A 14,013-nucleotide genomic window follows, 5' to 3' on the forward strand; every position below is an offset into this window, starting at 1 on the left:
GGGCATTTCCAGAATGCGCCGTGAGGGTGATCGGCAACCGCTATAATGGTGGCCATTAGGACCATCGAGCCCCGGATCTTGACCAAAATGCTGGTGCCTTCAATCCCGTGTGCTTAGCCGATCAGTCCCTACTGCCTCTATCTGTCGCTTTGCCCGGCTGTCGAGCCTTTAGGTGGTTGGTTATTCGATCAGCCAGCCACACGAGATAGGGACGTCTTGACCCATGTTCATTTTCATCGCGCTCATGAGACGCCTTCCGCAGCAGCACCACAGCGATCGCGCTCATATACTCGCCCTGCGTCTTCTCGTCCCCGAGCCCAACCCGGCGGATCTGCCGCACCGTATCCCATAGCTCACTTAGAGGGCTTGTGGGTGTTCTAGGCGCCGGGACGGAGGACAAAGCATCGGGCGCGTAGAGCGCGGTCATGGTTTCCTGCCAGTCCTTTTCGGCCGCCATCGCATGGAAGGCCAAAGACACCTCTAGATGCGAAGGGTCTGATACCAGCGGAGCCGTAGTGACAGAGGCAAAATCGATGAGAATGGCCTGGCCACCTAGCCTAACCCGAACGTTGTTGCCATGGAGATCGCCATGGGAGAGTGCAACCATATGGGGGGTGGCAGGCAAGTTGTCCAGCATCTGGGCGATCGCATCTGGCGTTGCAACCGGCCCGATCTTAGCCGCCTCCGTCGCGTACCCGATTAGCCTTCTATTGGCAGGTTTGTTGTAAAGAGCCCCACCCATGGATTGGCTGATAGGGCGTTGTACCATCATCCCATAGCCTCCATGATGCGCCTGCCATCGCCAGCCTCGCAGTGCATCCTCAAACAGGGAATTTATAGCCGACTGGCCTCGACCAGTCTCCACAACAGCCGAGAGCGGCTCCGATTGCTCGACAAAGTTGCCCACAATCAGTCCATATTCAGCCCCCAGCACGCAGCGTGCCTCGTCAATGTTCGGCCGCGCGTAGAATGGGACAAAAAGGGTCGTGCACTCACGATAGTTCTTGAGTTCGCGTTCAATCTTGGTGCGTCGATCCAGTTTGGCAAAGAATGGCAAAGGGTAAGCACCGGCTCGCGAATCGGCGAGCTCGGCGTGCGCCAGAAAGACGGTCGCGCTGCGGCCGCCCTCCAGGCGTTTCAGATGGACGCGGGTGCAATCGAAAAAGGCGCGCCTCAGCAAGATGATCTGCTCGCTGTTGAGGGTTTGTGCCCCCTCAATGGCAACCAAATGTGAAAAGTCTGGGCCAGGTTCAAACCGCGCACAAGATTCGCAGAACTCGCTGAGGTGCTCGGCCGCATCGAGCTTTTCGGCGCGGAAGAATTGCGTTTTCACCGCAGGCTGCACCTCGCCAAGATTTTCAAGCGGGGCAATCACCCTTACCATTAAGCCATGTCGCAGGGCCTGGTCGATTAGGCGCTCTTTGGCTATGGGAAGGACAGGATCACCGGCCGAAGCGCAGGAAATGACGAGGACACGTCCGTTAGCCAGCGCTTCGACGGCCGTTTCGGCGCAGCGTTTGTCAAGTTGCAACCACCGTTCAGTGAGCTGGCGTTCGATCTCAGGCGTCGGACCGTCACCAACCCAAATGATCCTGTTTCGCATCGCAACTTCACCCGAACGAGGTCTGCGGGCGACTGAAGATATGGGGGACGTCAGAGGAGAGTTCTACCCGCTCATCAGGCCCAAGCACGCGGTCGGCGCCACCACTTACCTCCAAAATCAGATCATCTTCTGGCGACAGGTTCGCTAGCGTGCGGATCTGCAACTGCGAAAGCTCGGCGAGAGCGACCTCAAAAACCCGCCCATTGATCACGACGGTACGTTTCGGACGCTCACTCACTCCCATTCAAAATGCCCTTCGCCCGGCTGCTTCGCACCGGCGCAATAGAGAACAAAATCCTTCTGGATCGCCTTGCCGTTGGAGGCGAGGACACGACACGCCCACGCGACATCCCATGGATTTTCATCAAGCGCTTCTGCCACTTGCTCATAGTGTACAAAAAGCCCCGAGTGTTCTAGCAAATGGCCGAGAACGCGGTTCGTAAGGGCTTGATCCGCCGGATCTGGCCCCTCACGCCAATCGCACCACAGAATCTGACCGCGCCAAACTATGAAATGCGCACGACACCCGCTATCGCGCCAGACCGATGGATATACAGTGAGGTTGCCGTGACGACGATCCAATCGCCAGGCCTTGCCGGACCGGCCGTCGAGATTGATCGTCAGCACATCGCCACACCCGTCCGGACAGGCCATAACCAACGCGCGCTCAACGCCGCGTCGATCGACGACAACATCTCCGGGTTTTTCCAAAAGACTCTGAGCTTGATTATGTCCCTCAGCTTCGCCGAGTAGCCTTAATTTGCGGGCGCGCGTCATTCTGGTCGGCCAGGCAATGGAGCCCTATCACCCACTCCCAAGGTCGAATCCGAACCACAGAAGGGGCAGTCAGGGTTCGCAGTTACCGCCAGTGCATTCATGCGGCCGCGCACGGCATCATAGGCAAGATATCGTGGACGCGAGGGGATACCAGCGACTGTCGATAGAAACATAGTGATTGCCAATGAAGCGGTCGTGCCATTGAGGCTAATGACGGCAGGTTGTTCAACGCCGGTTCCATTTTCAAAATAGGGATCGGCGGTACGCTGCTCTTCCGTCATAAGTTCCTCGCGAATGCGATGCGCATTCAAATGGTTGGAGCACCATAGGCAAGGGAGATTGGGTGCCAGCATCTGCACATGAGAGCCGATCGTAGTTTGATCCCCCGAGGCGCCGATGGCAACGCCGAGGTCAATGGCTGGAATGAGATACTGGTAAGCAAGCTGATTTATTGTGTGGCGGCTGGCGTGCGTGTCCGTGCAGCAAAAAATGAAATCGGTACGCGAAAGCCGTCGGGCCACCGACCGCGTCGTGACATCACCAACAATGGCCACAACGTCCGCGTCCGAGCGGATATGCCGTATCATACGTCCAGCAATTGCTACCTTTGTCTGCCCCACATCCGCTGGCGTTGCTCCAACCACCCTGTTCAGGTTGCTGATTTCTATTTCGTCAGGGTCAATGAGCAGAAACCTTTGAATGCCCAAGTGGGCCAGTTGCTGAGCTACAATCGAGCCGGTGCCTCCAAGCCCGACAATGCCGACCTGCAAGGCAGCGATCCGTTGCTGACCATCTTTCCCAAAGGCCCGAATCTGACGATCGAAACGATCGGTGTCGGGTTGCTGGGAATCTTCCGTTGCCGAGACAAGGTTTGCGCCAATTTCAAGCACGCGCACCGGCTGGGCCGAGCCGAGTACGCGGCAGCGTGGCGGTGCATCCTTTGGAAAGAGGAGCGCCATGTGAGGAACACCTGGGCATCGCCAGCCTAGATATTCGGCGAGCTTGGCCTCTGTTGCATCATCTTCGAAGGAAAAGTCAGGATGCCCAGCCGTCGGATGCGTGTGGACATAGACCAGAGAAAGCCCACTTTGCTTTGCTGCCTTCTCGATCGGCAGGCAGAATTTCGGATCCAGGCTGACCCGCGCAGCCGACCGTTCCAGATAGTCCTGATCAGACGCAACATAGGCTTTTTTGACAAGGATGCGCGCCTGTGCACCCTCCAAGACAGGCTCGCATAGCAGGATCGCCGCGCTCTCCAGCGTTGCATCATCAAGCGCCGCACGTAGGTCAGATAAAGCCGGTGCTGCGAAGGCAAGCGAAATCATACAACCTTCCCAAGCCTGTCGAGGATGATTGAAACATATGTGGCCAGTTTGTCACGCGCCGGATTCCACTGCTTTTGGGCATCCGTCACGTGCCATGAGAACCACAAGGCTTCGATTGGCGTTTCAGGAATTGTCTGCATCTGCGCTGCTTGGGGAACGGCACCGCTGGCCAGTCGCAGCTTGCCCTCGACCCAAAAGCAATCCGGACATGGGCCGGGATATCCAACCGGAATCACAAACCATATCGTTGTCTCGCCATGCGACCACCCGTCCGCGAGCGGGACATTCGGTAGCGTGACGAGGATCGCCGCGGATGGCAGCTCTTGGTAGGCTGCCTCCGGAAAGCGCTCCCTTACACGTTCGATCTCCTTGAGCGTGATCGGGGAAATCAAGCGCGGCCGCCGAAATTCGTCGGGGGGCGTGAAAAGAATTGCTTGGGACCGCCATGCTTGTGGGAGAGGTCGACCGACTGGTCATCGGTTATGACCTGATCGGCATCGTTCCCCCGACCCTCGAGCACGAGATCCTGGCTAGGGTCGAAAGCCGGCACCAGCGATTTTATCGCAGCCTTGATCTGTGCGCCGGTCATAAATTCCAGATCGGAATCGACTTTGGTGTCGCCGTAGCGAAATTCGTATTTGCCTGACATGGAGCCCTCAAAACAGAATAGGACAGATGTAGGAAGCGAATCCCTAGCGTGCAAGTTGTTTGCAGGTGAGCCAAGGCAGCTATACGGCCGAAATAACGCAGATATACAAAGTAGTGGCGCAGCGGACCCTAGACCACGCTGAAGTCCATGTTGCGCGGATTGGCCAGCAATCCGGGACCTCAGGGCGCCAACTGAGCCGGCCACGGGTCAGCACGCTCGTGGCGTCTTAATCGCCGCAACCCGAGGAAGCCCGCTCACGGTACTGGGCCTACAAGAATATCGGCCTAGCCCCCCTCGTCAGCTAACCCGGCTGGAATATCGCCCGCCATCAGCTTCTCCTTCGACAGCAGCCCAGCGTCCTCGAGCGCCTCGAAATCCGGCAGCTGGCGCAGCGTGTCGAGCCCGAACTGCGAAAGGAAGTTCTTGGTCGTCACATAGGTGTAGGGCGCGCCCGGCTGTGGGCTGCGCGGCCCCGAGGCGATCAGCTCCTGCGCGCGCAGCACGCCGATCAGATCGCGCGACACCTCCTTGCCGAAGAAGGATGACAGCTCGCCACGGGTGATCGGCTGGAAATAGGCGATGCACATCAGCACGAGCGCCTCCGATTGCGTCAGCTCTTTTGTCCCCTGCCCCGCCGGCGTGCCGAAGGCGGCGTGGATGGCGTCGCCAAAAACCCTTTTGGTCCGGTGCTGCCAGCCACCGGCGACCGCGACCAGTTCGTAGGGGCGACCGGCGAGCTCGGCGCGGATGTCGTCGATGACCAGATCGAGATTGCAGTTTCTTCCCACCACCCGCGCCAGCACATCGCGCGACACAGGCTCGCTGGCGGCAAAGATCACCGCTTCGACGCGGCCCATCCACTCGCGCCAGCGCAGCTCCGGCGGCAGGTGCTCGAGCTCGGTGTCCAGCAGTGCCGGCTGCTCGTTTATCTTGCGGCGAACGGAGGCTTGGCTCATCGCTACAGCCCAAACAGCCGGAAGGTCGGACGGCCGGAGAGTTCCCGCACAGCCTCGAGCTGTTGCAGCCGTTCGAACAGCCGTCGCGCCGCAAAGCGTGAGAAATTCTTCGTCGTCAGCGAGCCCGAAACGGCGTCTTCATTCAGCAGCAAAAAAATCACATCGCCGGCGCCCTTGGCGCGCAGTTTTGGCGCCACTGCGAGGAGTTTTTCGGCGCGGCGCGACAGTTCAGCGGCCAGCCGGCAGGCCTCGGCCGCTGCCTGAACCAGCGCCAGGCAGACCGCACGCTCGAAACCTTTTTGCCCGGGTCGGATGCGCTTGCCGCCGCCGCCCTCGGCGCGGAAGGCCGGGCCAAAAGCCTGCGCCATCAGCAGCGGCAGCGGCCGCGGCCAGCGCAGGCGCTGCGCCAGCACCAGGTCGGCGAGCCACCAGCCAAAGAGCTCGGCATCGGGGCGCATGGCGACGACGCGGGCGGCGATCGCCGCCGCGGCGAACGGCGCCGGCCGCTGCGAGCCCGCCACGTCTTCGATCTCCGTGCAAAGGTCGGCGAGCGCCTCATCGTCCCAGGCGAGCCCGAGCATCTCGGTCCCTTTTGCCAGCCGATGGGCGCTGAAGACGGGCGGCTGCAGCGCCAGCTGGCGCCAGGCGCCAAAAATGGCGCCGGCGGGACCGGGAGCGGCGCCGGCCGGGCAAAGCTGCCAGGCATCGCGCAGGGCGGCCTCATCCTCAGCGCGGCCGGCCAGCCGCACGCTGGCGGCCGCGCATTTGAGCGCCAGCCGCTGGCGCCAGGCGCCGGCCCAGGCAGGCTGCGCCCGGGCGAGCGTGTCGAGGGCGCCCAAGGCGGCGCCGGCCTGGAAGGCGGCGTCAAAGTCGCCCGGCGCGCCGGCGCTTGCGAGCGCCCAAGCCGGAACGGCGGGCGGCGCGGCGAGGCTGGCGGTCGCGGGATCGAGGCGAATCATGATTTCGAGGGTAAAATGCCGGTGCGCTTTGCGCCATCAATTTCGGCCAAAAACGCACAGCTTGTCGGAGAGAGAAAACGAATGATAATGTTGCATTATCAATCATTTAGCTCCATTCCGTCTTCGGTGCAGCCACTCACGTCGCCCGTCTTCTCGTCGCGACTATCGCGGTACCCCGAGTTAGTCACGGCGACCTGCTTCCGAGACACCTTTCGAAGAGATCGAGCCCGGATCACCAACTCTAGATTCCGCGTGATTGCCTATTCTATGAACCCTCCGTCAAGATTGCAGCGGCCAGAAGCCGCCCCCAGCCAAATCATACAGCGCCCGCCCAATCGAACCTGAAATCATACTGGTCGGCGGACTTGCGCGGGGCGCGTCAATTTTTCGCGCGGCCAGTGGAGCAGCGCGTGAAAGAGCACATGAATAGGAGTGGCGCCAATATTTTCGCATTGCTCTAATCGATTATAGTTGTGAAGAGCGATTTCAGCCCGTTTACTTGCCGCTTAAGTCACACGTAAAAGAAGGTAGCACCGATTCGGTAGCTTATCCCCTGTCTTTCGCGTACTCGCGGCCCGTGGCGCCGGTGGACGATTGAAGATCGCCGGTCTCACTAGCAGGTGGGCATAAGGGCCTGGGGCCGGTTGGCAAGCCACAGGAGTAGGACGATGTCGAAGGATTCGGGTAAGGGCGATAATCACGGCGGCGGGCCAGGCAAGATCGAGATTACAGTGGTGGTGAACGGCCAGCCCACGCAGGTCGAAGCCAATCCCAACCAGCCGCTGCACGTTGTTCGTACCAAAGCCCTTGAAAACACGCAGAACGTCGCCCAACCGGCCGAGAATTGGGAATTCAAGGATGAGGCTGGCAACTTGCTCGACGTCGACAAGAAAGTTGGCGATTTCGGTTTTGCAAATCCCGTGACCTTGTACCTCAGCCTGAAGGCAGGCGTCGCAGGTGCCTGAACCCCAAACTGTCGATCCTGTGGTCTCCCGAGCGAAATTCGATCGGGAGATCGGCTGGTTCCTTGGACAAGCGGGTGTTTATCGGGCGCAGGGATGCTTCCTGATCGAGGCGATCTTCCCACGCGCCTTCTTCATCTTTGCGCCGCCGAAGTTAAAGCCACAGGTAATCGGCGCAGCTGTCGAGATCGACTTTTCCAATTACGATCTCCGACCTCCGTCGGTGGTCTTCGTCGACCCATTTAAGCGCCAGCCGATTGCCCGCAAGGATCTACAGCTTAAGATGCTGAGACGGTCGCCGCTACCCGGACCCCCAACGGAGATTGTACCGGTCCTGCCGCAGAACACCGTGCAGCTGACGGACTTCATCCAGGCCAATAGTATGGAACACGCGCCCTTCCTGTGCATGGCAGGCGTGCGAGAATACCACGACAATCCAGCCCATTCAGGTGATTCATGGCTTCTCCACCGGGGTTCTGGAGAAGGCTGTTTGGCCTTCATCCTGTACCAAATAATCAAATACGGACTCACTCCAGTAGAGCAGCTTCAGCTCCAAATTTCAGTGGTGGGGCTGGCAGCACCTCTGCCAGCCATCCCGGAATGACCGCTCTGGAGGCCGTCAGGACAGTTGACCTCCCCCGAGACTGTGTGTCCGCTGTACAGGCGCATCTGCGCTCGGTTGGACAGCAGGGCCATGAGGGCATGGCGCTCTGGGTCGGCGTTCAGCAAGAACAGCACTTTGCCGTAACGGAAACGGTTATCCCGGCGCAACGTCACATCCGCACGAGCGACGGCGTATGCGTGATGGTTCCTGCCGAAGAACTGCACCGGCTCAATGTTTGGCTCTACAGACGTGGCCTGACGCTCCTGGCGCAGATCCATAGCCATCCGGGCCGGGCCTACCATTCGACGACCGATGACGCCTACGCGATAGCAACCACGGTGGGGTGTCTGTCGCTGGTGGTGCCCAATTTCGCGCGCGATCCTTTCGATCTTGCTCGGGTCGCTGCCTATCGACTTGACGCGAAGGCGAACTGGAATGAGGTCGCGTCCGCAGTCCTGATGCGAATGATCACGATAACGAGCTGACGATGACCCTTGCTAATTTCATCGACCGCGCTGCTACGGCAGCATCTCAGGTCCTGACAGACTTTCATCTGGGTGACTTTAAGGCAGTTCTCGAAAAGCAGGTCGTGGCCATCGCTTTCGACAATCAGGCGGCCTCGTGCGCCGAAGGCCAGGCGACGCTGGATCTTGTGGTGAGGTTGCTCGCCAGACTCTATCCGGTTCTGGCGATACTCCCCTTGGACAGCGCAGCGAGTTCTCAAGCCCAAGCGCTAGAGCGCCTGGCAAAGTCGATCAATCCAAGAATCGGCATCCGGCGTTCCGGCAAGTTCGCGACGGTCGGCATCGTTGCAGGGGCGATGCGCCCATCACTTCGGTGCCCAACCTTCTTCATTGGTTCGGACGGCTGGGCAGCAAAGCTGTCGCATACGGACCCGGTGGGCTCCGGCTCGAGTTTGCTGCCCTATGGAGCCGGCGCCGCCAGTTGCTTCGCCGCCGCCAACGTCTTTCGAATGATCTTCGCGGCCCAGCTGACCGGCGCCGAGTTGGACGAAAATATCGACCTCTCCTTATACAGCTATAACAAGACCAAAGCAGGCGGAGCAGGCCCGACCAAGTTTAGTGTCGACCTTGGCGAAATGCACTTCGTTGGGCTGGGCGCGATAGGCCATGGCTCGCTTTGGACCCTGGCGAAGCAACCCGGCCTTTCGGGTCGGCTGCATGTAGTCGATCACGAAACGATCGAGCTCTCAAACCTGCAGCGCTACGTGTTGGCCGGCCAGGCAGAGGTCGGCATGTCCAAGGCGGTTCTTGCAACCACCGCTCTTCGATCGACCGCGCTCAAGGTCGAGGCGCATCCGCTGAAGTGGGCAGAATATGTTGCGCACCGCGGCGACTGGGGCTTCGACCGAGTGGGTGTGGCGCTCGACACCGCCGCCGACCGTCTGGCGGTCCAAGGTGCACTGCCCCGATGGATCGCGAATGCCTGGACGCAGGAGCACGACCTCGGCATCTCGCGGCACGGGTTCGATGACGGCCAAGCTTGCCTTTGTTGCATGTACATGCCGTCTGGGAAATCCAAGGACGAGCACCAGCTGATTGCCGAGGAACTCGGAATACCGGATGCACACGAGCACGTGAAAACGCTGCTCCAGACCAATGCCGGAGTTGCTGACGACTTTGTAGCTCGAGTGGCCACAGCGATGGCGGTCCCCTTTGAGCCGCTCGCTCCGTTTGTTGGCCAGCCCCTGCGCTCCTTTTATCAGCAGGCTGTCTGCGGCGGTTTGGTGTTCCAGCTCAGTGATGGAAGTCGCCGCGTACGAACCCTGGTTCCAATGGCCTTTCAGTCAGCGCTTGCCGGGATTATGCTTGCGGCGGAGCTGGTCAAACATAGTGCGGGTTTTCCCGTGAGCCCGACGACGAGCACTCGGGTGAATCTTCTGCGCCCCCTCGGCTCCCACTTGCACGATCCCAAGGCCAAAGATTCCAGCGGCCGCTGCATCTGTAGCGACGAAGATTTCATCGCCGCTTACAGGCGCAAATACGGCAAGAGCGTGGAACAGCCAAGCGATGTCTCCGCCGCCTAACGAGACGCGGATATCTCCGATCCCAGGGCCGACGGCTTGTGCGCGTGATGAGGGCGCCACTATGACACGCTTGGTCCACTCCTCTGCCGACCTATCGTCCATGAAATCCCCTCTCCGCTCACGATCCCGGATACCTCCTTGCCGATGTGCCGCTCGAGCACCGGCCGCCAAGGCACTAGGGTGAACTCGCGCGACTTTTCAACGATGGCATATTTTCCGCTGGCAAGCTCGACGGAGCGGCGGAGCCTACCCTCTACTCGTTCTCCAGACCGGGCTTCGACATAAGACAGTCCAAGCCCCTCCGACAGCTGCCCGGCAACCCGGTTCAGCTCGCGCTGGCGCAGGATCGAAATCATGTTGACGCGATAAACGATCCGGTCTTGCTCTTCATGCGGCAGGCCTTGGGCAATTAGCCACTGCCGCCAGCCAGCTTGTGCCTCCCGCATCTCACGGCCGAAGCCGGATTTGCTCAAGGCCTCAGGTGCATCGGAAACGAGCTCCCGGTCGATCCAGGTCGCGCCGTCAAAACCGACCTGCTGCTCCAGGAGCATCGACGAGAGCTTGTCGACCATGACAGGTTCAAACCTGGCACGCTGGCGTTCGTAATCCGCGGCCCGGTCGAGATGGTCTGGCGCGATGATCCAAGTGCCGTCGGGGTCGTGTTCTACGCCACCGGTGGCGCGACGAATCGCCTCCAGTCGACGCGCGTGCGTTTCGGCAAAGCGTTCGGTGGAGGACAGGTCGTGCCTCAGATGAATATCGATGCTGTAGCGACCGCCGTGAGCAGCGGCGATCGCGGCGGTCGTGCGGTCGACCTGCCTCGGCTCGGTGTTCCCGGCGAGATACGGATGATGCAGCCATGAGGCGTCGGCTCGGTGGCTTCGCCCTTGCCGATATCGATGTAGTGGCTTTTGCCGTCAAGGCCATCGACGATAAGGTAATGCCGGTCGTTGATTTCGTCGCCCAGCCGCGCGCAACAACGCGGCCAACGACAGGCTGGGGTGGCTCGCCGGTTCGATCGTGAATCAGACAGTCAGCAGCACTGCGGGCGAGCCCTTGGCCCGCCAGCTCACGATGCATGGTCTTGATGATGTCGCCGCGCTCGCCGATACGGCGCAGCGTCGTTTCGAGCTCATCATCGAGACGCCAGGAGTCAGCGCCGACTTCCTCCGCCAGACCCATGCGCTCGAGCTTGCGCAGGCGGCCTTGGTGCAACGTTTGGCGAAAGGCGTCGCGACCGTCCGGCGAGACAAGCCCTTCATCATCGCGCATGCTGAGCAGTCGGCGGTCGATGCTGGTGAAGCGCTCCTGCTCCATTTCTGGCGGAGCCGCTGCTCGATCTCGTGATCTGTGCGAGGACCGAGATCGAGGCTGACCAGCTCGGCCGCCCGCTCGCGGATTCCACTCGAAATGTATCCGCGTGCGATGACCAGGTTCTCGCCGCGGTCGTCCTTGCCCCGAATGATGATGTGAGTGTGCGGATGGCCGGTGTTGAAGTGGTCGACGGCAACCCAGTCGAGCCTGGTGCCGAGGTCTCCCTCCATCTGCGCCATGAGACGACGGGTGAGCGGCTTGAGGTCGTCATACTCAATGCCGTCTTCGGCCGCGACGATGAAGCGGAACTGATGACGGTCGCCGTCCGCGCGATCGAGGAAAGCTCTTGCGTCGACGCGGTCGGTGTCGGCGCCGTAGAGCTCGCCAGGCTCGCCTTCGCGGGTGACGCCGTCGCGCTGGAGATACCGCAGATGCGCCCGCGCCCCGTCAGCAGCCTTGCCAGCCAGCTTCACGACCCGTGCCTTGACGATCGCTCGACGCTGCCGGAACGCAGCATATCGGTCGCGTGACTTGAGCAGCGCCGCGGCGGCCCCGCCGCGCCCAACGCGGCTTCCAGTGAAATGGCTGCTGCGTCGGGACTTGCCACCGGCCCGGTTGATCGCGGCCCGAAGCTGACTGGTGAACCGCTTCCCTGCCTTTGAGCCCCGCGACCCGATTTTGCCAAGCTTCGGCCTGAACTCTTCGTCTGTCACCCCAGCCTCCCGCATAACCACAGCAAAATCAGCTGCTTGGGCGCCCCAGCCTCCTGGCGCCGGAGGCAGCCTCCTGGAAAAACGATGTGCAGACAAGGACTTCGCCGCCCCTTGGAGGCGATGCCTTTATCTTGCCCTACTAATCGGACAGCTATCTACCGGTAATAATTCATCAATATCAACCGCTCAAATCGTACTCCATCGTAGTAAAGGCGGGCATGATACACTTCAGTCGTACGAAAGCCAAGCTTGCGGGCGGATCGTTGCCTCTGGCGGTCCATGCGCTACTTCGAGCTCGGCGATTGACTGGTTCCAAAGGGTCAGCTCGGCCGGCTCATGCTCTTCGTCAGATCTACAAAACAGGGCATTCCAAGCGTTCACAGCGCTCTCATCGCAAGCAGATCGCGACGGATACAAAGCAGGCAAGATAGCGGACATACCCTGTTCAGCGGCCCCGCCAGGGGCTCTTCCACGCGCGTGGAATGGCATCAGACTCCCGTGTTCGATGGCTGCGTTTACTCCTGGATGATCGTCGTTTTCATGCTGCTGGCGCTGCCAACTGCGGCAACCTCCGCTTCATCTTTGCGCCACGCCCGACCTTGAATTCGGCATCGTCCAGCCACACCCTGTGCAGGATCGCGGCGAGCTTGCGGGCCACCGCCACGATGGCATTCATCATGCTGGTACGCTTGGCAATCCGCATAGCCTTCAAAGCAGACCAAGATCGCACGCGCAGAAGCAGGCTCGCGGCGGCCTCGCAAAGCGCTGTTCGCACCTCGCGATCACCCTGTTTTGTGATGTGTCCCTCAATGTCGATCGAGCCCGACTGCCACCGTCTTGGCGTCAGTCCAAAGTGCGCGCCGACGGTTCTGGAGCGCCGGAACCGCAACGGGTCGTCGACGCCCGACTTGAAGGACAACGCGGTGATCGGGCCAACGCCCGGCACCGTCATGAGGCGGCGGCAGACCGGATCCTGCGCCACGATCCGCACCAACAACCGGTGCAGCGCATTGTAGCCGGCAAGCATGCCCTGGCGAACGGCGAGCATGGTCTCGATGAAGTCGTTGCGGCCATCGCCAATGCCCTCCAGGAGCTCGCGAACCCTGCCTTCGAACTTACCGCGCGAGACCGTCCCCATGAACAGGCCGAAGGCGCGCAGTGTGCCACGAATGTGGTTCTCGACGTCGATCAGCTTGCGCTTCAAGAGCCGCCGGTTCGACAAGAGGAGGCGCAGCCGCTGGCTGTCCGAGCTCTTCACATGAACGGCGCGGTACCATCCCAGACGTATCATCTCGGCGATGCCGCGCGCGTCATTTCGATCGGTTTTGTTGCGCTGCGCGTTGAGTGCTGCGCGCATCGGCCTGGCCTCCACGACAACGGCTGGAAAGCCAATTTCCTTGAGCTCGGCAGCGAGCCAACAAGCGATCGAGGAGGCCTCGAGCCGACGCGATCCAACTCGCTTTTGAACGGGGCGAGCACCTCCGCAACGGCCGCGGGATCGGTGGGCGCCTTGCCTTCTTTCAAGCGTTTCCCGGCCTGATCGTGGACACAGAAATGCGTCTCTTCAAGGGAGACATCGAGACCGACATAAAGGACCATCATGCTTCTCCTCCGAATCAGTTGACGGTCGGAATCCTCCGTCACATTCGGCTCCCGAACATGGCAACCCGCACAACAATCCACGGTTTGCCGCATGACGTCCGATTAGGAGAGCCTTCCGCAACCCAGCCCAACCCCGGTCTCCTCACCCCTTCCGGCCGGCAAGAAACACCTCCCCTCCCCGGCCAACCCGCATCACAGATCCCGCTGGCTGGCGGTCGAGTGGCGCACAATCCCGCTGCTCGAATTGCTTTCGAAAAGGCAGTCGTTGAAGAAAACACCGCGCGCCTGGAGTGAGATTTTGAATGCTTTCTCGCGATGAAATTTGCTCACGGACGGGTGCTTGGCGGCGAGAAAAATCGCGCCTTTTTGAGCTGTTCGAATGCCAGACCTTCATCCGCAGCAAAGCCATTCATCTGCCAAGAGGTGAGCAGCTAGCGCGCTGGTCCGGCGTCCTAGACAGCGAACGGAGGCTGGGATTTTGGAACGGCTATATCGGCACGCA

Annotated in this window: 12 protein-coding genes and 2 pseudogenes; 4 read left to right on the forward strand and 10 right to left on the reverse strand. The window is 60.6% G+C overall.

Translation table 11 applies throughout. From position 1 onward, the window contains the following. Positions 1 to 121 precede the first annotated feature (121 nt). The 8 genes from EN804_RS08125 to EN804_RS08160 form a co-directional block, all read right to left on the reverse strand. The gene (locus EN804_RS08125) at positions 122 to 1,603 is read right to left on the reverse strand and encodes a phosphotransferase (protein ID WP_135919088.1); all 1,482 of its coding nucleotides are present in this window, start codon (positions 1,601 to 1,603) and stop codon (positions 122 to 124) included. A gap of 7 nt (positions 1,604 to 1,610) precedes the next feature. Next, a complete protein-coding gene (locus EN804_RS08130) occupies positions 1,611 to 1,847 on the reverse strand; it encodes a multiubiquitin domain-containing protein (RefSeq protein WP_135919089.1) in 237 nt (78 codons plus the stop codon). Beyond that, entirely contained in the window at positions 1,838 to 2,380 is a 543-nt protein-coding gene (locus tag EN804_RS08135) for a DUF6527 family protein (protein WP_135919090.1), read from the reverse strand. Before EN804_RS08135 ends, EN804_RS08130 begins: the two co-directional genes overlap by 10 nt. After that, positions 2,377 to 3,705, reverse strand: coding sequence for a ThiF family adenylyltransferase (locus EN804_RS08140; protein ID WP_135919091.1), 1,329 nt, complete (start codon positions 3,703 to 3,705; stop codon positions 2,377 to 2,379). The genes EN804_RS08135 and EN804_RS08140 overlap by 4 nt, the downstream gene beginning before the upstream one ends. Continuing rightward, on the reverse strand, positions 3,702 to 4,097 hold the full coding sequence (locus EN804_RS08145) for an E2/UBC family protein (protein WP_189524451.1): 396 nt from the start codon (positions 4,095 to 4,097) through the stop codon (positions 3,702 to 3,704). The genes EN804_RS08140 and EN804_RS08145 overlap by 4 nt, the downstream gene beginning before the upstream one ends. Beyond that, positions 4,094 to 4,354: a hypothetical protein gene (locus tag EN804_RS08150; protein ID WP_135919093.1), complete on the reverse strand. Its 261-nt coding sequence runs from the start codon at positions 4,352 to 4,354 to the stop codon at positions 4,094 to 4,096. The genes EN804_RS08145 and EN804_RS08150 overlap by 4 nt, the downstream gene beginning before the upstream one ends. Positions 4,355 to 4,638: 284 nt before the next feature. Continuing rightward, the gene (locus tag EN804_RS08155; protein ID WP_135919094.1) at positions 4,639 to 5,310 is read right to left on the reverse strand and encodes an SMC-Scp complex subunit ScpB; all 672 of its coding nucleotides are present in this window, start codon (positions 5,308 to 5,310) and stop codon (positions 4,639 to 4,641) included. A gap of 2 nt (positions 5,311 to 5,312) precedes the next feature. Next, complete coding sequence (locus tag EN804_RS08160; RefSeq protein WP_135919095.1) at positions 5,313 to 6,269, reverse strand: DUF1403 family protein; 957 nt, start codon at positions 6,267 to 6,269, stop codon at positions 5,313 to 5,315. Positions 6,270 to 6,937: 668 nt separating this feature from the next. Here EN804_RS08160 and EN804_RS08165 point away from each other — a divergent pair. From EN804_RS08165 to EN804_RS08180, 4 genes are all read left to right on the forward strand, one after another. Further along, positions 6,938 to 7,234, forward strand: a complete 297-nt coding sequence (locus EN804_RS08165; RefSeq protein WP_135919096.1) for a DUF2604 domain-containing protein — start codon at positions 6,938 to 6,940, stop codon at positions 7,232 to 7,234. Then, positions 7,227 to 7,835, forward strand: coding sequence for a putative metal-binding protein (locus tag EN804_RS08170; RefSeq protein WP_135919097.1), 609 nt, complete (start codon positions 7,227 to 7,229; stop codon positions 7,833 to 7,835). The genes EN804_RS08165 and EN804_RS08170 overlap by 8 nt, the downstream gene beginning before the upstream one ends. Before the next feature lie 98 nt (positions 7,836 to 7,933). Continuing rightward, positions 7,934 to 8,320, forward strand: a complete 387-nt coding sequence (locus tag EN804_RS08175; protein WP_246693387.1) for a Mov34/MPN/PAD-1 family protein — start codon at positions 7,934 to 7,936, stop codon at positions 8,318 to 8,320. Positions 8,321 to 8,322: 2 nt separating this feature from the next. After that, positions 8,323 to 9,882, forward strand: coding sequence for an E2 ligase fold family C protein (locus tag EN804_RS08180; RefSeq protein ID WP_135919099.1), 1,560 nt, complete (start codon positions 8,323 to 8,325; stop codon positions 9,880 to 9,882). A 59-nt stretch (positions 9,883 to 9,941) separates the two neighbouring features. Here EN804_RS08180 and rlxS read toward each other — a convergent pair. Then, positions 9,942 to 11,909, reverse strand: a pseudogene (gene rlxS / locus EN804_RS38805) (relaxase/mobilization nuclease RlxS). A 538-nt stretch (positions 11,910 to 12,447) separates the two neighbouring features. Continuing rightward, positions 12,448 to 13,508, reverse strand: a pseudogene (locus tag EN804_RS08190) (IS110 family transposase). Between the last annotated feature and the right edge of the window lie 505 nt (positions 13,509 to 14,013).

The organism is Mesorhizobium sp. M8A.F.Ca.ET.161.01.1.1 (assembly GCF_004792105.1).
Classification (GTDB): Bacteria; Pseudomonadota; Alphaproteobacteria; order Rhizobiales; family Rhizobiaceae; genus Mesorhizobium.